This is a genomic window from Pedobacter sp., assembly GCF_039594775.1.
Classification (GTDB): Bacteria; Bacteroidota; Bacteroidia; order Sphingobacteriales; family Sphingobacteriaceae; genus Pedobacter.
In genome coordinates this window covers 327,591-347,474 of the sequence record NZ_JBCNMT010000002.1, presented here as the reverse complement: position 1 = coordinate 347,474, position 19,884 = coordinate 327,591, and the positions used below count along the sequence as shown (strand labels likewise).

General features: G+C 40.2%; 16 protein-coding genes. 14 read left to right on the top strand and 2 right to left on the bottom strand.

From position 1 onward, the window contains the following. The first annotated feature begins 8 nt into the window (after window positions 1-8). From ABDV71_RS07630 to ABDV71_RS07605, 6 genes are all read left to right on the top strand, one after another. On the top strand, window positions 9-878 hold the full coding sequence (locus tag ABDV71_RS07630) for a LamG domain-containing protein (RefSeq protein WP_343531855.1): 870 nt from the start codon (window positions 9-11) through the stop codon (window positions 876-878). 66 nt (window positions 879-944) lie between these two features. Then, on the top strand, window positions 945-2,618 hold the full coding sequence (locus tag ABDV71_RS07625) for a glucoamylase family protein (RefSeq protein ID WP_343531854.1): 1,674 nt from the start codon (window positions 945-947) through the stop codon (window positions 2,616-2,618). Between the two features lie 11 nt (window positions 2,619-2,629). After that, window positions 2,630-3,955 carry a glucoamylase family protein gene (locus ABDV71_RS07620; protein ID WP_343531853.1) on the top strand — a complete coding sequence of 442 codons (1,326 nt, stop codon included), beginning with the start codon at window positions 2,630-2,632 and terminating at the stop codon, window positions 3,953-3,955. A gap of 10 nt (window positions 3,956-3,965) precedes the next feature. Continuing rightward, window positions 3,966-6,257 carry a beta-glucosidase BglX gene (gene bglX / locus ABDV71_RS07615; protein ID WP_343531852.1) on the top strand — a complete coding sequence of 764 codons (2,292 nt, stop codon included), beginning with the start codon at window positions 3,966-3,968 and terminating at the stop codon, window positions 6,255-6,257. 167 nt (window positions 6,258-6,424) lie between these two features. Then, on the top strand, window positions 6,425-7,201 hold the full coding sequence (locus ABDV71_RS07610) for a phospholipase (RefSeq protein WP_343531851.1): 777 nt from the start codon (window positions 6,425-6,427) through the stop codon (window positions 7,199-7,201). 25 nt (window positions 7,202-7,226) lie between these two features. Then, window positions 7,227-7,685, top strand: a complete 459-nt coding sequence (locus ABDV71_RS07605; RefSeq protein WP_343531850.1) for a DUF1569 domain-containing protein — start codon at window positions 7,227-7,229, stop codon at window positions 7,683-7,685. 86 nt (window positions 7,686-7,771) lie between these two features. Here ABDV71_RS07605 and ABDV71_RS07600 read toward each other — a convergent pair whose 3' ends face one another. Both ABDV71_RS07600 and ABDV71_RS07595 read right to left on the bottom strand, forming a co-directional pair. Beyond that, on the bottom strand, window positions 7,772-8,500 hold the full coding sequence (locus ABDV71_RS07600) for a YebC/PmpR family DNA-binding transcriptional regulator (RefSeq protein WP_343531849.1): 729 nt from the start codon (window positions 8,498-8,500) through the stop codon (window positions 7,772-7,774). Window positions 8,501-8,695: 195 nt separating this feature from the next. Beyond that, window positions 8,696-9,640, bottom strand: a complete 945-nt coding sequence (locus ABDV71_RS07595; RefSeq protein ID WP_343531848.1) for an NAD-dependent epimerase/dehydratase family protein — start codon at window positions 9,638-9,640, stop codon at window positions 8,696-8,698. A 138-nt stretch (window positions 9,641-9,778) separates the two neighbouring features. Between ABDV71_RS07595 and ABDV71_RS07590 the strand changes: the two genes are divergently transcribed. The 8 genes from ABDV71_RS07590 to ABDV71_RS07555 all read left to right on the top strand — a co-directional run bounded on the left by ABDV71_RS07590 (window position 9,779) and on the right by ABDV71_RS07555 (window position 19,846). Then, window positions 9,779-11,899 (top strand): prolyl oligopeptidase family serine peptidase, encoded by a 2,121-nt coding sequence (locus ABDV71_RS07590; protein ID WP_343531847.1) that lies wholly within the window; start codon window positions 9,779-9,781, stop codon window positions 11,897-11,899. A 177-nt stretch (window positions 11,900-12,076) separates the two neighbouring features. After that, window positions 12,077-13,171: an SGNH/GDSL hydrolase family protein gene (locus ABDV71_RS07585; RefSeq protein WP_343531846.1), complete on the top strand. Its 1,095-nt coding sequence runs from the start codon at window positions 12,077-12,079 to the stop codon at window positions 13,169-13,171. Window positions 13,172-13,297: 126 nt separating this feature from the next. Next, window positions 13,298-13,882 carry a gluconate 2-dehydrogenase subunit 3 family protein gene (locus ABDV71_RS07580; RefSeq protein ID WP_343531845.1) on the top strand — a complete coding sequence of 195 codons (585 nt, stop codon included), beginning with the start codon at window positions 13,298-13,300 and terminating at the stop codon, window positions 13,880-13,882. 32 nt (window positions 13,883-13,914) lie between these two features. Next, on the top strand, window positions 13,915-15,618 hold the full coding sequence (locus tag ABDV71_RS07575; protein WP_343531844.1) for a GMC family oxidoreductase: 1,704 nt from the start codon (window positions 13,915-13,917) through the stop codon (window positions 15,616-15,618). A 90-nt stretch (window positions 15,619-15,708) separates the two neighbouring features. Continuing rightward, complete coding sequence (locus tag ABDV71_RS07570) at window positions 15,709-16,866, top strand: Gfo/Idh/MocA family oxidoreductase (RefSeq protein ID WP_343531843.1); 1,158 nt, start codon at window positions 15,709-15,711, stop codon at window positions 16,864-16,866. 6 nt (window positions 16,867-16,872) lie between these two features. Next, window positions 16,873-17,925, top strand: coding sequence for a sugar phosphate isomerase/epimerase (locus ABDV71_RS07565; RefSeq protein ID WP_343531842.1), 1,053 nt, complete (start codon window positions 16,873-16,875; stop codon window positions 17,923-17,925). A 103-nt stretch (window positions 17,926-18,028) separates the two neighbouring features. Next, complete coding sequence (locus tag ABDV71_RS07560; RefSeq protein ID WP_343531841.1) at window positions 18,029-18,373, top strand: c-type cytochrome; 345 nt, start codon at window positions 18,029-18,031, stop codon at window positions 18,371-18,373. A gap of 24 nt (window positions 18,374-18,397) precedes the next feature. Beyond that, window positions 18,398-19,846 carry a Gfo/Idh/MocA family oxidoreductase gene (locus tag ABDV71_RS07555; protein WP_343531840.1) on the top strand — a complete coding sequence of 483 codons (1,449 nt, stop codon included), beginning with the start codon at window positions 18,398-18,400 and terminating at the stop codon, window positions 19,844-19,846. Window positions 19,847-19,884 lie beyond the last annotated feature (38 nt).

The window sequence follows — 19,884 nt, the reverse complement described above, 5'->3', positions numbered from 1 at the left end:
ATCAATCCATGAAATTATTCAATAATCATATCAAAAGGTTTCTCACTTTGGCAGTAATTGCAGTATCGATTACTGCGTGTAAGAAAAGTGACAACCCCAACGACCTGCCAGATGTAAATCCTAATGACTACGCAGGTAAAATAGATGGCTATGAGAGCTCTGACCAAATTTTCCCGCAAAATCTGGTGGCCTATTGGTCTTTTGATGACACTAAGAATGAGTTAAAATCTAGCTCTGCTCCTACTCAAACTGCTGGTGACACTTTCGTTGCTGGGTTGAGAGGAAAAGCCATTAAATTAACGGCTGGTTATCTTTATTATGCAAAACAATTCGATGCATTTAAAACCGATAAGCTGAAAAGTTTTACCATTAGCACTTGGGTTCAAATTGCAAACAATGGTTCAAAAAGAACCATGTTACTGCAATTGGCCCGTCCAGGAATTTTCGATGGGAACTTTGACTTCAGGCTAAATACACAAAGTACTTCTACCACATTCTTAGGAATTGGACCAAGATTTTCTGCGGTAGTTGGCTCACAAGATAACCTTAACGCTTCATTATCGCCAACATTTGGTGCCAATGTATGGACTCACATCGTATTAACTTATGATGGTACTACAGGTATCTTCAAAATGTGGGCTAATGGTGTAGATGTTGGTTCTTATAACAACAGGGGCACAGGAAACAACTTGTTCAAAGCGTATGAACCTACTGAGTTTATTATCGGCGGAAACTACAATGCCATTGGCAAACCTGTTAACACTGATGTGAGTTATGCTGCTATGACAGGTACTGTTGATGAATTTAGGATTTTTAATCGAGTATTACCAGATGCTCATATTAAAGCCCTTTACAACTTGGGTAAAGCAGGCAAATAATGATTTAAAAAAAGGCACAGTATTTTGCTGTGCCTTTTTTATTGAAAACCCTTTATATTTTTTGTTGTGATTCAATTTAGAACGTTATCCCTTATCCTTCCTTTTATCTGTCTATGTCTGAGCATAACGATACTTCTTTCCTGTAAAAAAAGCAACACTAATAAACCTTCCAATACAGATACATCCTTACACTTTACGGTTAATGGAATAAGTAATGGCAGTTTAAAATACACCAATCTTCCACTTAAACCAGTCATTAAATTTACCTTTACAGAAGCTATTAATACTGCTACAATAAGCAACGGTATTTTATTAAAAAGTCCTTTTGGAACAAATTTACCCATAACCGTTACCTATGAAAACGGCAATAAAATTGTAAATATAATTCCTCAAGACAACTTTTCCTCGTTTAGCAATTATGAACTTTCTGTGAACGACCAACTCAAATCAGCTGGCGGAGGCCGATTGATCAATCCCGTGAATATTACCCTCATCTCAGGCTTAGATGATACTGATAAATTTCCAAGGATAAGTGACGATGAGCTGCTTACCCTTGTTCAAAAACAAACCTTTAAATACTTCTGGGATTTTGCCCATCCCGTTAGCGGCATGGCTAGGGAAAGAAATACCTCCGGAAACACTGTCACTTCAGGAGGATCTGGTTTCGGCGTGATGGCCCTCATCGCCGGTATTCACCGTAATTTTATCAGCAGAGCCGATGGGCTGGCCAGAACCCAACAAATCGTGAATTTCCTAAAAACGGCTGAGCGTTTTCACGGTGTTTATTCACATTGGATAGATGGCAACACAGGAAAAGCCATTGCTTTTAGCACCAAAGATAATGGTGGCGATCTGGTAGAAACATCCTTGCTAATGGCTGGACTTTTAACCGCCCGTCAATATTTCGATGGCTCTACTACTGCTGAAATCAATTTAAGAAACGACATTACCACCCTATACAACCAAGTAGAATGGGATTGGTACCGTAATGGAACCAACTCACTGTTTTGGCACTGGAGCCCTACCTACAATTGGGACATGAACCTTAAAATACAAGGTTGGAACGAATCGCTTATTACCTATGTACTTGCTGCATCTTCTCCCACCCACAGCATTCCAAAAATTGTTTACGACGAAGGCTGGGCCAGAAACGGAGCCATGAAAAATGGCAGCACGTATTATGGCGTACAACTTCCGCTAGGCAATGCAAATGGAGGACCTTTGTTCCTTTCTCAATATTCGTTCCTTGGCATTAACCCTAACGGATTAAGCGATGCCTATGCCAATTACGAAATACAGAACAAGGCACATGCCATGATTAACTATAATTATTGTGTAGCCAATCCAGCCAACAATAATGGCTATAGTGCAAATTGTTGGGGCCTAACAGCTAGTGACATTCCTGGCGGATACACCGCCAGTTCACCCACCAACGACCGTGGTGTTATTGCCCCTACTGCTGCTTTAGCTTCATTTCCTTATACCCCAACACAATCTATGGCTGCCCTTAAATTCTTTTATTATAAATTGGGAGATAAGCTTTGGAAGGAATATGGATTTATTGACGCTTTTAACCTCAATGACCCTTGGTTTGCCAACTCATTTTTAGCCATTGATCAAGGTCCAATCATCATAATGATTGAAAACCATCGAAGCAAATTATTATGGAACCTCTTCATGAGTGCTCCAGAAATTAAAACAGGAATGAAAACACTCGGATTTTCGAGCCCGAACCTATAATATACACACAAATGAAATTAAAGTACTTTATTCCCATCATTGCCCTTTTAGGAAGCTGCTCGGTAAGTAAAACCAGCAATCAAAGTCAAAAACTCTCAGATGATGAGTTATTAACGCTGGTACAAAAACAAACCTACAAATATTTTTACGAAGGTGCAGAACCCATTTCAGGTCTTTCTAGAGAACGCTACCATAGCGACAATATCTATCCACAAAACGACAAAGACGTAATTGCCACTGGGGCCAGCGGCTTTGGGATCATGGGAACCATAGTAGCGATAGAACGTAAGTTCATTACTCGTGAACAAGGTTATACCCATCTTAAAAAAGGCATTGATTTTTTGGCAAAAGCCGATAGATTTCATGGGGTTTGGCCTCACTGGATATTACCAAGTGGTAAAGCAAAAGCTTTTGGTAAAAACGATGATGCCGGCGATCTGGTAGAAACTTCTTTTTTGGCTCAAGCATTAGTTTGCGTACGCCAGTACTATGCCAAAGGAAATGACCAAGAAAAAGCTTTGGCCCAAAAAGCTGATGAACTATGGAAAGGTATTGATTGGAATTTCTATAGAAAAAATAATGAAAACGTATTATACTGGCATTGGTCGCCAAATTCTGGCTGGAAAATGAACTTTGCTATTACCGGTTATAACGAATGCTTGATCACTTACATTATGGCCGCATGTTCTCCTACGCATGGTGTCCCTCCAGAGGTTTATCACCAAGGTTGGGCTAAAAGTGGTGCCATCAATACCAACATTAATCTATATGGTCATCCTGTTAAGTTAAAACACAATGTAGTAGGTGAAAGCGTTGGACCACTTTTTTGGGCACACTACTCCTATCTCGGCTTAAATCCAAAAGGTTTAAAAGATAAGTACGCTGATTATTGGGAAGAAAACAAAAGCCATACCTTAATTAACTACGATTACGCCATTGCCAATCCAAAGGGCTACAAAGGTTATGGTAAAAATTCATGGGGCTTAACAGCCAGCTATTCGGTAAAAGGTTATGCGGCGCACATGCCCAATGAAGATTTTGGTGTAATCAGTCCAACGGCAGCACTCTCCTCCTATCCTTATGCACCAAAGGAAAGTATGCAAGTGATGAGACATTTGTATGAAGACATGAAAGACAAAGTTTGGGGCGAATTCGGATTTTACGATGCTTACAGCGAAACTGCTAACTGGTACCCCAAAAGATACATCGGTATTGACCAAGGTCCTATTGTAGTGATGATAGAAAATGGCCGAACAGGATTGTTGTGGAAACTTTTCATGAGCGCACCAGAGATACAAACAGGATTAACTAAACTAGGTTTTACCTATTCAAAATAGAGATTATAGCATGAAGAAAATCATTATAGCATTTGCCGCAGCCCTAACTTTACCTGCTTTTGCACAAAAAGCAAAAACAGTTTCTACCGAGAAACAGAAAATGGATGCTTTTGTCAAAAACCTCATGGCCAAAATGACAATCGATGAAAAAATTGGGCAATTGAACTTGGTTACTGGCGGCGAAGCAACCACGGGGGCAGCAGTAAGCACCGGTGTAGAAGCTAAAATTGCCAAAGGAAATGTTGGCGGGATTTTCAGTTTAACGACGCCTCAAAAAATCCGCAAGGCACAAGAAATTGCTATGCGTAGCCGATTAAAAATTCCTCTGATTTTTGGACAAGATGTAATCCACGGTTATAAAACCACCTTTCCTATTCCATTGGCCTTAGCAGCCAGCTGGGATATGCCTTTAATTGAAAAAACAGCAAGAGTAGCGGCCACTGAAGCCACTGCAGATGGTTTAAACTGGACCTTTTCACCAATGGTTGATTTGGCTCGCGATCCACGTTGGGGCCGTGTAGCCGAAGGAAATGGAGAAGACCCATTCTTAAGTTCTGCCATTGCCAAAGCCATGGTTAAAGGTTATCAAGGTAACGATTTGAAAGCCGTAAATACTATGATGGCCTGTGTAAAGCACTTGGCTTTATACGGTGCTTCTGAAGGTGGTAGAGACTACAACACTACCGATATGAGCTTAGATAGGATGTACAATGAGTACCTTCCACCATACAAAGCGGCAATAGATGCCGGAGCAGGAAGTGTAATGGTTTCTTTTAACGACATTAACGGTGTACCTGCTACGGCCAATAAATGGCTATTAACCGATCTTTTGAGAAAACAATGGGGCTTTACAGGTTTTGTAGCTTCCGATTATACCGGTGTTAGCGAACTGGTAGCCCACGGTTTAGGCGATTTAAAAGCAGTATCAGGCTTGGCCTTAAAAGCAGGAACAGATATGGATATGGTAAGCGAAGGCTTTTTAACCACTCTTAATCAATCATTAAAAGAAGGTAAAGTAACCATTGCCCAAATCAACAACGCCTGCCGTTTAATTTTGGAAGCAAAGTATAAGTTAGGTCTGTTTGATGACCCATTTAAATATTGCAGCGAAGAAAGAGCTGCCAAAGAAATTTTAACTGCAGACAACTTAAAGTTTGCCCGTGAAACGGCTACCAAGACTTTTGTATTGTTAAAAAATGAAAATCAAACCCTTCCTTTGCAGAAAAAAGGTACCATTGCCTTAGTAGGTCCTTTGGCTAACACCAGATCAAACATGCCGGGTACCTGGAGCGTAAATGCCGACTTTGCCCGTATTCCGACCTTATTGGAAGGCTTAACCACCGTAGCTGGCAAAGACGTAAAAATATTACACGCTTTAGGTTCCAACCTAATTGGCGACCCTAACCAGCAAATTTGGGGTACTGCCCACGGCCGTGATATTCCGAGAGATAACCGTCCGGAAAGTGAAATTATTGCAGAAGCGGTAAAGGTTGCAGAAAAAGCAGATGTAGTAGTTGCAGCATTGGGTGAAGCCTCTGAAATGAGTGGCGAAAGTTCAAGTCGCACCGATATTGGCATTCCTGATACTCAGAGAAGATTATTGGCTGCTTTATTACAAACGGGCAAACCTGTAGTATTGGTTTTATTTGCGGGCCGACCAATGACCTTAACCTGGGAACAACAAAATGTACCCGCTATTTTAAACGTTTGGTTTGGTGGTGTTGAAGCGGCACATGCCATTGGCGATGTATTGTTTGGCGATGTAAATCCGTCTGGTAAAATCACGATGACGTTTCCACAAAATGTGGGTCAAATACCGTTGTACTATGCACATAAAATGACCGGTCGTCCACTGGGCAACAATAAATGGTTTACTCGTTTCCTTTCTAACTATTTAGATGTAAGCAATGAGCCATTATATCCATTTGGCTATGGTTTAAGTTACACCTCTTTTACCTATGGCGATATCAAAATCAGCAATAACAGCTTTAAACCTGGACAAAAAATAACGGTAAGCACTACCGTAACCAATAGCGGCAAACGAGCAGGCGAAGAAGTTGTTCAGCTATATATTCGCGATTTAGTAGGCACGAGCACTAGACCCGTAAAAGAACTGAAAGGCTTCCAGAAAATTAACCTTCAACCCGGCGAAACCAAAAACGTGAGCTTCACCATCTCAGAAGAAATGTTGAGATTCTACAACAGCGAACTTAAATTTATTTCCGAAGTTGGGGATTTTAAAGCATTTGTGGGGACAAATTCTAGAGATGTTAAAGAAGTTGATTTTAAGTTATTAAAGTAATTTGAAAGTTTTAAAGACTTACAAAGTTTCGAAAATTTCGTAAGTCTTAGCACTCTCGTCATTTCGACGAAGAATGAGGAGAAATCCAGCGACTTTACAGCATAATGCTAGTCTCCTACCGTCGAAATGACGAAGCAGACTATTGAAATGACTAAATTGGACTCAATATGAAAAGAACAAGTATATTTCTCCTATTATTTTTCCTTTGCAACGCTGCATTTGCACAAGACCTTTCCTTATACAAAAAAGAAGCTTTTATTACTAATGGCGATACCTTGAAATATCGCATACTTTATCCCAAAAACTTCGATAGTCAGAAAAAATACCCTGTAATCCTTTTCTTACATGGACGTGGCGAAAGTGGCAACGACAATGAAAAACAACTGACAAATGGAGGCAAACTATTTTTAGATGAAAATTTCAGGAATAATAATGAAGTAATTACCATATTTCCACAATGTGCTTCCAACAGTTATTGGGCCAATGTAGAAATCGACACTGTAAACACCAAGCGTTTCTTCACTTTCGTGAAAGGTGGCAAACCTACCAAAGCCATGAACTTAGTGCTTCAATTTACTAACAGCTACTTTAAAAATAGCTTTGTAGATCCTACCAAAATTTATGTAGGCGGTTTATCAATGGGCGGCATGGGAACTTTTGAAATATTACGAAGAAAACCCAATACCTTTGCCGCTGCATTTGCCATTTGCGGTGGTGACAATGTGCAAAATGCCAAAAAGTATAAGCATGTACCTTTATGGATTTTCCACGGTGGCCTAGATGATGTAGTTACCCCACAATTTTCTTATGGCGTTTATCGCGAACTCAGAAAGTTAGGCAACATGCCAAAGTTTACGGTTTATCTAAAAGCTAATCATAACAGCTGGGATAGTGCTTTTGCCGAACCAGGTTTATTACCTTGGTTGCTTTCACACAAAAAATAAATTAGCTTCGTAAAAAATATAAACAATGGACTTACCTAATCTTTTTACCAAAGAAGTAGTCGAAGGTGTTATTGAAAGAATTAATAAGCTAACACCTAGTTCGCAACCGCTATGGGGCAAAATGAACGTCGCGCAAATGCTGGCACATTGCTGTGTAGCCTACGAAATGGTGTATACTGATAAACATCCGAAACCTGGCTTCTTCATGCGGTTCATCTTGAAATCTTTCGTGAAGAAAGCAGTAGTGACCGATAAGCCCTATCCTAAGAGCTCCAAAACCGCCCCAGCCTTTTTGATCAGCGATGAGAGGGATTTTGAAACAGAAAAGAAACGCTTGGTAAACTATATCAGAGAAACTCAGGTATTAGGTGCTTATATTTTCGACGGTAAAATGTCTCATTCATTTGGCCCTCTTAGTGATAACGAATGGAACAACATGTTTTACAAACATCTTGACCACCACCTTAAGCAGTTTGGGGTATAAGGCTTCTAATAAAAAACCTCGTAGGTTTTAAAAACCTACGAGGTTTGATCAATTAAAAGATGCCTAAATAAATTTTATATCCTAATCTACTCAGCCATGTTATGATAAACCGCCTGAACATCGTCGTCCTCTTCAAGCTTATCAATTAGCTTTAATACGTCCGCAGCTTGTTCTTCGGTTACTTCATGATGAGACAAAGCAATACGCTCCAATTTAGAGCTCTTCAGCTCAATGCCTTTCTCCTCCAATGCTTTTTGCAGAGAACCAAAATTCTCAAACGCACCTTGAGCCACTACAATATCGTTTCCTTCTTCGTCAGCCTCTACGTAAAGCTCCTCTAAACCAGCGTCAATCAATTCAAACTCCAATTCTTCCAAATCCAATTCTTCAGTAGGTGCAAATCTGAAAATAGATTTTCTGTTGAAAACGAAATCCAAAGAACCTGTTTTTCCCAAAGAACCATTGGTTTTATTGAAATAGCTACGCACATTAGCTACCGTACGGTTGGTATTATCAGTTGCAGTTTCAATCAATACAGCCACACCATGCGGGGCGTATCCTTCATACACAATCTCCTCATAGTTAGCCATTGACTTATCAGAAGCACGTTTAATTGCAGCATCTACCCTATCTTTAGGCATATTTACTGCCTTAGCATTTTGTATCGCTGTACGTAAACGAGAGTTTGTTTCCGGATGTGGTCCACCTTCTTTAACGGCAATTACAATATCCTTACCAATACGGGTAAACTGTACTGCCATTTTGGCCCAACGCTTAAATTTTCTTTCTTTTCTAAATTCGAATGCTCTTCCCATGGTTATAGTAATTAGTGGCTAGTGGTTAGTAGTTAGTTTTTAGGGACTAGTAGTTAAACAAAGCCTTATGCTTTATGTCTTACACCCTAACATTATACCTTACCTCTCTATACCTTAATTTATCTTTTTATTTTTTGAGTCAAGCGATAAGCGGAAAGTGGATTAAACACCCAACGCTATACGCCAAACACTTTTCTATTTTTTTAAGTTCGTTAACATATCTGCGGTCATTTTAGCCAAATCAAATTCAGGCTTCCAGCTCCACTCTTTTTTTGCATAGCTATCGTCAATTGATTTTGGCCAGCTATCTGCAATTTGTTGTCGAGGATCATTCTCTGCATAAGTAAGCTTAAAATCAGGGATATACTTTCTAATTTCAGCTGCTAAAACTTCTGGTGTGAAACTAATTCCAGCAAAGTTATAGCTAGAACGAATGCTTAATTGCTCCGCTGGAGCATCCATTAATTCAATAGTACCTCTTATGGCATCATCCATATACATCATTGGCAATTCCGTTTCTGCCGACAGGAACGAAGCGTAGCTTCCTTTTTTCAGGGCTTCATGGAAAATATGCACTGCGTAATCTGTAGTACCCCCGCCTGGCGCTGCTTTCCAGCTGATCAATCCTGGATAACGAATACTCCTTACATCTAGACCATATTTTTGGTGATAATACTCGCACCAACGTTCACCTGCCAATTTACTGATACCGTAAATGGTGTTAGGGTCCATGGTACAATATTGCGGTGTTTGCTGTTTTGGAGAATTAGGGCCAAAAACGGCAATGGAGCTTGGCCAATAAACCTTTGAAGTTTTGTACGCCAAAGCGAAATCCAACACATTCAACAAACCATTCATGTTCAAGTCCCAAGCCAGCTTTGGGTTTTGTTCGCCCGTTGCCGAAAGCAAAGCCGCCAACAGATAAACCTGTGTAGGTTTATATTTTTCAAAGATCGCCTTTAAAATATCCTTATCTAGTACGTTCACAAACTCGAACGGTCCAGCATTTTTGATTTCATAATCTGGACGACGGATATCGCAAGCAATCACATTATCACTACCGTAGCCCGCACGCAATGCCGTCACTAACTCGGTACCTATCTGCCCATTTGAGCCTAAAACTAATATCTTATCTTTCATGAATAAACTGAAGTTTGACAAAGGTAAAAAAATGGCTCAAAAGCAAATCAAAAAAATGAGCAGAGTTGTTCGCATGTGCTTAGACACTATAAATTACCATCGATTTACTAACTTAGCAATAACCAAAATATAATCCTTATGAATAAATTACTGTTAACTGTAATTACGGCATCAGTACTGCTGTCGTGTAAAGAAAAAGTAAAAGAAGAACCCATCGTGTTAAAATATCCCGAAACAAAAAAAGTCGACACTGTTGACACCTACTTTGGAACCGAAGTAAAAGACCCTTACCGTTGGTTGGAAGATGATAAATCTGCCGAAACTGCCGCTTGGGTAAAAGCCGAAAATGAAGTAACTTTCGGTTATCTGGAAAAAATTCCTTTTCGAAAAGAGATGAAGGACCGCCTGGAAAAGCTATGGAATTATGAAAAGATTTCGGCCCCTTCACAAGAAGGAAACTACACCTATTACTTTAAGAACAATGGTTTGCAGAACCAGTCCGTAATGTATAGAAAAGACAAGGACGGAAAAGAGGAAGTTTTTCTTGATCCAAACACTTTCTCGAAAGATGGAACGACTTCCCTATCGACTGTCGAGTTTTCTAAAGATGGTTCTTTAGTAGCCTATTCAATTTCAGAAGCAGGCAGCGATTGGAATAAAATCATCATTATGGACGCGGCGAACAAGAAAAAGCTAGAAGCCGAGTTAGTTGATGTCAAGTTTAGCGGCATTGCTTGGATTGGCAACAAAGGCTTTTACTATTCGAGCTACGACAAACCAAAAGGCAGCCAACTTTCTGCTAAAACCGATCAGCATAAACTGTATTTCCATCAGCTAGGCACTTCGCAAAAAGATGACAAAGTTATTTTTGGACAAAATGAAAAACGTAGATACGTAGGCGCAAGTGTAACCGAAGATGATAGATATTTGGTAATTTCTGCTTCAAACTCTACTTCCGGAAACGAATTATATTTTAAAGACCTTAGCGTTCCGGACAGCAAAATTGTTAACATCCTCGATAATTTTGACAGCGATAGCTATATCTTAGACAATGTAGGTACTAAACTATATATTGTTACCAACCTAAAAGCACCAAACCAAAAGCTGGTAACTGTTGATGCAGCCAATCCAAAATCGGCCAATTGGAAAGACTTTATTCCTGAAACAGAAAATGTGCTTTCAGTATCTACAGGTTCGGGTTATATTTTTGCCAATTACATGAAAGATGCTGTTTCGCAAGTAAAACAGTATGACTACAATGGTAAAATGCTCCGCGAAATTAAATTACCAGGACTTGGCACCGCTGGGGGTTTTGGTGGAAAAAGAGAAGACAAGGAATTATATTATTCTTTCACCAATTACATTACTCCAGGCACTATCTATTCTTTTGAAGCAAAAGAGGGAAAATCTGCAGAATACCAGAAACCAAAAGTAGATTTCAACGGTGCTGATTATGAAAGCAAACAGATTTTCTATACTTCAAAAGATGGTACAAAAGTACCCATGATCATTACCTATAAAAAGGGAATAAAGTTAGATGGTAACAACCCTACCATTCTGTACGGATATGGAGGTTTTAACGTAAGCCTCACTCCCACTTTCAGTATTTCTAATGCAGTATGGTTAGAACAAGGAGGTATTTACGCCGTACCTAATCTTCGTGGGGGTGGTGAGTATGGGAAGAAATGGCATGATGACGGTACCCAGATGAAAAAACAGAATGTATTTGATGATTTTATCGCGGCCGCTGAATACCTCATTGCACAGAAATATACTTCATCAGAATATTTGGCTATTCGTGGAGGTTCTAACGGAGGTCTTTTGGTAGGTGCTACCATGACCCAAAGACCAGAGCTCATGAAAGTAGCGCTTCCAGCGGTAGGCGTTTTGGACATGTTACGTTACCACACCTTTACTGCTGGTGCGGGATGGGCATATGATTATGGTACCGCTCAAGACACTAAGGAAATGTTTGAGTACCTTAAAAAATACTCGCCCGTGCACAATGTGAAGGAAGGCACAAGCTATCCGGCTACTTTAATTACTACTGGCGACCATGATGACCGAGTGGTTCCTGCACATAGCTTTAAGTTTGCGGCAGAGTTACAAGCCAAACAGAAAGGTAATAACCCAGTACTTATCCGTATTGAAACCAATGCCGGCCACGGAGCGGGCAAACCTGTTTCTAAAACTATAGAAGAGGCTGCAGATATTCTTTCGTTCACCTTATTTAATATGGGTGTAAGAGAGCTAAAATAATACTCTTAATAAAGCATTTTAAAAGGCATAAGAAATTCTTATGCCTTTTAACTTTAAAAATTTCGATATATTATCTTAATGTTAATTTTTATTATCTTTATGATTAAATTATTTACGATTTGTTTCGTTTAAACCTAAAAACCATTATAATTGAAATCAAATTCCCTAAACCAACTAATGAACAAAAAGAAATCAAAAGCAGGAATCTACTTAGCCCTTGCCCTATCAATCGTCTTATTTCAACATGTATCTGCTCAAAAAATGGTTTTTCAGGATGCAAGCAACTTTTACCTATATGGAAAAGCAGCAAACACCCCTACCCCTTACCATCGCGTTGACACCGCTAAATACAATGATCTTCCTCCAGTGGTAAAACAGTTGCTTACCAACTCCACTGGGCTAGCCATTTGCTTTAAAACCAACAGTACTAGTATTGCCGCCAAATGGTGTGTAACCGACAAGAAGCCAGCAAACAACATGACGCTCATTGCACAAAAAGGATTAGACCTTTACATCAAAAAAGATGGAAAATGGCAGTATGCCGGAGTGGGTAAACCTTCCGCTACCTGTAATGAATTTACCATAGCCAAAAACATGGACAACAGCGAGAAGGAATGTATGCTTTTTCTTCCTATTTATGATGAATTGAAAAGTTTGGAAATTGGCACCAACGAAGGCAGCAAAATGACTAGTCTTGAAAATCCTTTCAGAAAAAAGATTGTGATTTATGGTTCTAGTATCGTACATGGCGCATCTGCCAGCAGATCGGGTATGACCTACCCAAACATGCTTTCCCGAAAAACGGGTCTATACTTTATCAATTTGGGCATTAGCGGCAATGCAAAAATGGAAAAGGCTGCTGCTAGAATGGTGAGCGATATACAAGCTGATGCCTTTGTACTGGATTGCATCCCTAATCCTTCTCCTGAGCAAATTAAAGAAAGAACAGAGTATTTTATTAAAACAATTAGGGAAAAACACCCCAAGGCGCCAATCATCTTAGTTCAAACGATCATTAGAGAACACGGGTACTTTGACTTGAGCGTGCAAAACAATGTTAAAAGGCAAAATGAAGAAGCTACTGCCGCATTTAACCGCCTAAAAGATGCCGGAATGAAGGATATTTACCTCATCACTTCTGAAAAGTTATTAGGTGATGACCACGATGCCACTACAGACGGCACCCACCCTAGCGACCTTGGTTTTTATCGCATGGCAGAACAATTGGCACCCCAGATCACAAGCATTCTTTCTAAATACCAAATTAAATAAGATGATTTGCGACCAACATTGTACCAAATTCATAACAGATATTGACTTCCTGATTTTTAATTATTAATATTACTCAAATTTATATAGTGTAAAAAACACACTTACAACCAATATATACCAGTTAATATGGACAGAAGAGAAGCACTCAGAAACGTAGCTATTTTGCTAGGTACAGCCATTTCTGCTGGAACAACAGACGTCTTGTTCAGTAGCTATACCTTACCAGAAAGCGAAAAAAATGCTGTTACTTTTAGCGCAGAGCAGATCAAAACGCTTACCGAAATTGCTGATGTCATTATCCCGACCACCAAATCATCTGCTGGAGCAAAAGCGGCTGGCGTGGGTAAATTTATCCCAATGATGGTGAACGACTGCTATCCTGCAAAACAGCAACAATCTTTCTACAATGGATTAACGGCATTTGAAGCCCGTGCTAAAAAAGAGTACGGCAAAAGCTTTGCATTAATTCCATTAGCAGAACGCAAAAAAATGCTGACCGTTTTGAGACAGGAAACCCTAGACCAAAAAACAAATAAACTTCCTGAGAAAGTTGATATTGCCTATTTCTTTACCACCGTGAGAGACCTTACTTCCTTAGGATATTTCTCATCGGAAATTGGCTGCACCAAAGCCCGCGAGTATGTTCAAATACCTGGCAGTTATGACGGTGCTTATCCACTTAAACCAGGCCAAAAATCTTGGGCAACCTAAAAATCTCTTTTCCCTAAACAAAACAAAACAGAATGAACTTAAATATAAATCTAAAAGCCGAAAACACTTACGATGCCATTGTAGTTGGCTCGGGTATTAGTGGTGGTTGGGCCGCTAAGGAACTAACCGAAAAAGGCCTAAAAGTATTATTGCTTGAAAGAGGGATGAACATTGAGCACATTAAAGATTATGATGGCGCAATGAAAAATCCTTGGGACGTTAAGCACGCAGGTAGGTTAACGGAAGAAATGAAGAGAACCCACCCTGTACAAAAAAGAGATTATCCTTACAACGAAGTCACCGAAAAATGGTGGGTAAACGACTTGGAATGTCCTTATACCGAAGTAAAGAGATTTGATTGGTACAGAGGTTTCCACGTAGGTGGAAAATCATTGATGTGGGGCCGTCAAAGCTACCGTTTCGGCGACTTGAATTTTGAAGAAAATGCTAAAGATGGCTTCGGGAACGACTGGCCTATCCGTTATAAAGAGTTAGCTCCTTGGTATGATTATACCGAGAAATTTGCTGGTATTAGTGGCCAAAATGAAGGTTTACAACAAGTATTACCTGACGGACATTTCCTTCCTCCAATGGATTTAAACATTGTGGAAAAATCTGTAAAAGAAAGTATCAGACAAAAATGGGGCAATGAACGCTTATTAACTATTGGTCGTGTAGCTAACTTAACTGTTCCTCACAATGGCCGCGGCAATTGCCAATATCGCAATCTATGTAGTCGTGGTTGTCCATTTGGTGCTTATTTCAGCACCCAATCCTCTACCCTACCAGCGGCCATGGAAACCGGGAATCTTACCTTAAGACCATATTCCATTGTTAACCATATCATTTACGATAAAGATACCAAAAAGGCCAAAGGCGTAATGGTGATTGATGCCCTTACCAACAAATCGATGGAATTTTATTCGAAAATTGTGTTTGTTAACGGTTCAACTTTAGGCACTACCTTTATTCTATTAAATTCCACTTCCGATGCCCATCCAAATGGATTAGGAAATGCTAGCGGGCAGTTAGGACATAACCTAATGGACCACCATTTCCGTTGCGGTGCCAATGGCGATTTTGATGGTTTCGATAAGTTTTACACCTATGGCCGACGTGCCAATGGTTTCTATGTTCCTCGTTTCAGAAACGTAGGAAAAGATAAACGTGATTACCTGCGTGGTTTCGGCTATCAGGGTAGCGCCTCAAGACAAAACTGGCAAAGTGATATTGCCGAGTTATCATTTGGAGCAGACTTTAAAGATAAAATGACCAGACCAGGCAAGTGGAGAATGGGCTTTGGAGGTTTCGGAGAAATGCTGCCTTATTACGAAAACCGCGTGTATATCGATCATTCGAAAAAAGACAAATGGGGACAACCTGTTCTGGCCATCGATTGCGAATACAAAGAAAATGAAAAGAAAATGCGTGAGGATATGATGAACGATGCCGCCGAAATGCTAGAAGCAGCAGGTGCTAAAAACATCAAAACTTACGATAATGGTTGCTATCCAGGCATGGCGATCCACGAAATGGGTACCGCCAGAATGGGTAAAGATCCTAAAACTTCGGTATTAAACGAGTGGAACCAAGTGCATGAAGTGAAAAATGTTTTTGTTACCGATGGAGCTTCAATGCCATCTATTGGTTGCCAAAACCCTTCACTTACTTTTATGGCCCTAACTGCCCGTGCAGCTGATCATGCCGTTAACGAATTGAAAAAAGGAAACCTTTAATAAGTTTTAAGTAGTAAGTTATAGGTTTTAAGTTTTACGATGCCAAATGCAACGTAAAACTTATTACTTATCATCTACAACCTTCGAGTTATGAGACAAAAAATACGAATGGGTATGATCGGCGGCGGCAAAGATGCATTTATAGGAGCTGTTCACCGCATTGCCGCTAATATGGATGGATTGATTGAACTTTGCTGCGGAGCATTAAGCACCAATCCTGAAACTGCCCTAGAATCAGGGAAAATGTTGTTTCTTCCAGAAAACAGAACCTACCTGAACTATGAAGAAATGATCAAAAAAGAAAGTGAACTCCCAGAAAATGAAAGAATTCACTTTGTAACTATTGTAACTCCAAACTTTGCGCACTTTGCACCTGCAATGATGGCCTTAGAACATGGTTTTAACGTAGTGATTGAAAAACCAATGACTTTGACTTTAGAAGAAGCTAAACAACTACAACAAAAAGTGGAAGAAACTGGGCTTACCCTATGCCTTACCCACACCTATTCTGGCTATCCAATGGTAAAACAGGCCAAAGAAATGGTGAAGGACGGAGTTTTGGGAAAAATTAGAAAAATCATTGTAGAATACCCACAGGGCTGGCTAAGTACTTTGAGCGAAAGAGAAGGAAATGCACAGGCCGCATGGCGCACCGACCCGAAAAAATCTGGAAAAAGCGGTTGTATTGGCGACATAGGTACGCACGCTGCACACTTAGCTGAATATATTTCTGGCCTAAAAATCACTCAAATATGTGCTGATTTGAATATCGTTGTCGAAGGCAGAGCTATTGATGATGATGGAAACATCCTATTGAAATTTGATAATGGTGCAAACGGTGTTTTAATCGCTTCACAAATCGCAGCGGGCGAAGAAAATGCACTGAAAATTAGAATTTATGGTGAAAAAGGTGGCCTTGAATGGTTTCAACACGAGCCAAACACCCTATTGGTAAAATGGTTAAACAAACCTACCGAGATTTATAGGGCTGGAAGCGGCTATTTGGGCGATTTCGCTAAACACAACACCAGAACTCCAGGAGGCCACCCAGAAGGTTTATTGGAAGCTTTTGCTAACATCTACAGAAATTTTGCTTTAACCTTAGATGCTAAATTGAACAATGAAGAACCTACCCCTCAAATGTTAGATTTCCCTAACGTTAATGATGGCGTAAGAGGTATGGCATTAATCGAAAATGCTGTAGCTTCAAGTGCTTCATCGCAAAAATGGCATGATTTTATAGTTTAATACACCATGACGACGATACAAGGACCTGCAGTATTTTTAGCACAATTTATTAGCGATGAAGCACCTTTCAACTCGCTTGATTCCATCTGTAAATGGGCAACAGATTTGGGTTTCAAAGGTATTCAAATGCCTACACTCGACCCTCGATTCATCGATTTAAAACTAGCTGCCGAAAGTAAAACCTATGCAGATGAATTGACTGGAAAAGTAGCTGCCCACGGATTGAAAATCACTGAACTTTCTACGCACCTGCAAGGACAATTGGTAGCGGTTCACCCCGCTTATAACGAGTTGTTTGACGCCTTTGCAGCCCCTGAAGTTAAGAATAATCCTAAAGCACGTACCGAGTGGGCTATACAGCAGTTGAAATATGCTGCAAAAGCATCGCAAAATTTGGGGTTAAATGCCCATGCCACTTTTAGCGGTTCACTATTATGGCAATTTTTCCACCCGTGGCCGCAACGCCCAGAAGGTTTGGTTGACGAGGCTTTTACCGAATTGGCCAAGCGTTGGCTACCAATCTTAAACGAGTTTGACAACTGTGGCGTAGATGTTTGTTACGAAATTCATCCAGGAGAAGACCTGTTTGATGGCATTACATATGAAATGTTTTTAGACAAAGTGAACCAACATCCTAGAGCTTGTTTGCTATATGACCCATCGCACTTTGTACTACAGCAATTAGATTATATACAATACATCGACCTATATCATGAAAGAATAAAAGCTTTCCATGTAAAAGATGCAGAGTTTAACCCAACGGGAAGACAAGGTACCTTTGGTGGTTACCAAAGTTGGGCCAACAGAGCGGGACGTTACCGTTCCCCAGGTGATGGCCAGGTAGATTTCAGAACTATTTTCAGCAAGTTAGCCCAATACGATTTTAAAGGCTGGGCCGTTATGGAATGGGAATGCTGTATCAAGAACCAAGAAGATGGTGCACGCGAAGGTGCCGAATTCATTAAGAAAAATATCATTAACGTAACCCAAAAAGCATTTGACGATTTTGCTGCCTCTGGAAGTGATGCCGCATTTAACAAAAAAATACTAGGCATATAACTTCTATTTTCACTTTTAAATTTTGACTTTTAACTTAATACCCCCTAATACAAAACACAAAATGAAACGAACCTTTTTAATTCTTGGAGTTACTCTAATTTTCATGGCTTCATTTACAAGCGCTCCAAAAGAGAACGAACCATCAGTAAACATTAATACCAACATCGCCCCAAAAATTGCTACAATGCAAATGAGTGGTGGTGAACTATTGATCAACAAATCAGACTGTATTGGCTGTCACCACAAAATCAACAAGCTCATTGGCCCATCTTACACAGATATAGCGAAGAAATATCCTAACAGCGATAAAAACGTAACTTATTTAGCTGATAAAATCATTAAAGGTGGTTCAGGTGTTTGGGGCAAAATCCCAATGACTCCTCACCCTAAAATTTCACAAAGCGATGCTAAGCTGATGGCTAAATACATCTTATCTTTAAAGAAGTAAGTAAGAACCAACCCTAACCAAAATATGAACCAAGACAACAACCAAAGCAGGCGTAACTTCCTTAAAATGGGAGCTGTAGCTACTGCTGCATTTACCATTGTGCCCCGGCATGTACTCGGAGGCAAAGGTTTTCTAGCGCCAAGCGATAGATTAATTGTAGCAGGCATAGGTGTAGGCGGCAAAGGAGAAAGTGATTTGAGGCTAATCCACGAAAGTGGCAAAGCTGAAATTGCTTATTTATGCGATGTAGATACCCGTCAGGCAGCAAACAGTGTTAAGCGTTTTCCCAAAGCAAAATTCTATAAAGACTGGCGGGAGATGTTCGATAAGGAACACAAAAACTTTGATGCTGTTACCGTATCAACACCAGATCACAACCATGCCATACAAACCTTAGCGGCCATGCAATTACGCAAACACGTATATGTGCAAAAGCCGCTAACGCACGATATTTACGAGGCTCGTATATTGACTGCTGCTGCAAAAAAATACAAAGTGGTTACGCAAATGGGCAACCAAGGTGCCAGCAATGACGGTCCTCGCCTATTGCGCGAATGGTATGATGCTGGTTTAATTGGCGACGTGCACACCATTTATGCTTGGACGGATAGACCGGTTTGGCCTCAAGGCATTCCATGGTCTAAAAACAAGGCAGATGTGCCTAAGGAATTGGATTGGGATTTGTGGTTAGGAACTGCCCCTTCTAAAGATTATGTAGAAAAGTTAGTACCATTCAACTGGCGTGGCTGGTGGGATTATGGTACTGGCGCACTTGGCGATATGGGTTGTCACTTGTTAGAGGCACCTTTTAGCGTGTTGAATTTGAAATATGCTACAGAAGTAGAGGCAAGCGTAGGTTCAGTTTATTATGACTCATTTAAACGTGGTTATTATCCAGAAAGTTGCCCTCCTTCGAGCCATGTAACTTTAAAATTCCCTAAAACAGATAAAACACAAGGCGATGTTACCGTACATTGGATGGATGGAGGTATTCAACCAACCCGCCCGGAAGAATTAGGTGCCGACGAAATGTTTGGCGATGGCGGCAACGGTACTTTATTTATTGGTACCAAAGGTAAAATGATGGCCAACACCTACGGGGACAAAGCGAGGTTATTGCCACTTTCTAGAAATGAAAACTTAAACGTTGCCCAAAAATTTGCACGCGTAGAGAAACAAGCTAATGGCCATTACGGCCAATGGGTTGAAGGCTGTATTGCTGGCTATGGTAAAAAAGAATTAAGTTCTCCTTTCGAAATTGCAGGTCCATTAACGGAGTGTTTATTGATGGCTAACTTGGCTATCAGAGCTGCTGACGTTCAAAAGATAAACGATAAAAACAAGGTAATTTACCCTGGCAGGTACAGAAAGCTATTGTGGGATAACGACCAAATGAAAGTAACCAACTTTGATGAAGTGAATCAATTTGTGAAGAGAGATTACCGCGAAGGTTGGAAATTAGGAGAAAAATAAAATATAAAAATACGCCCGTCATTTCGACGAGGAACGAG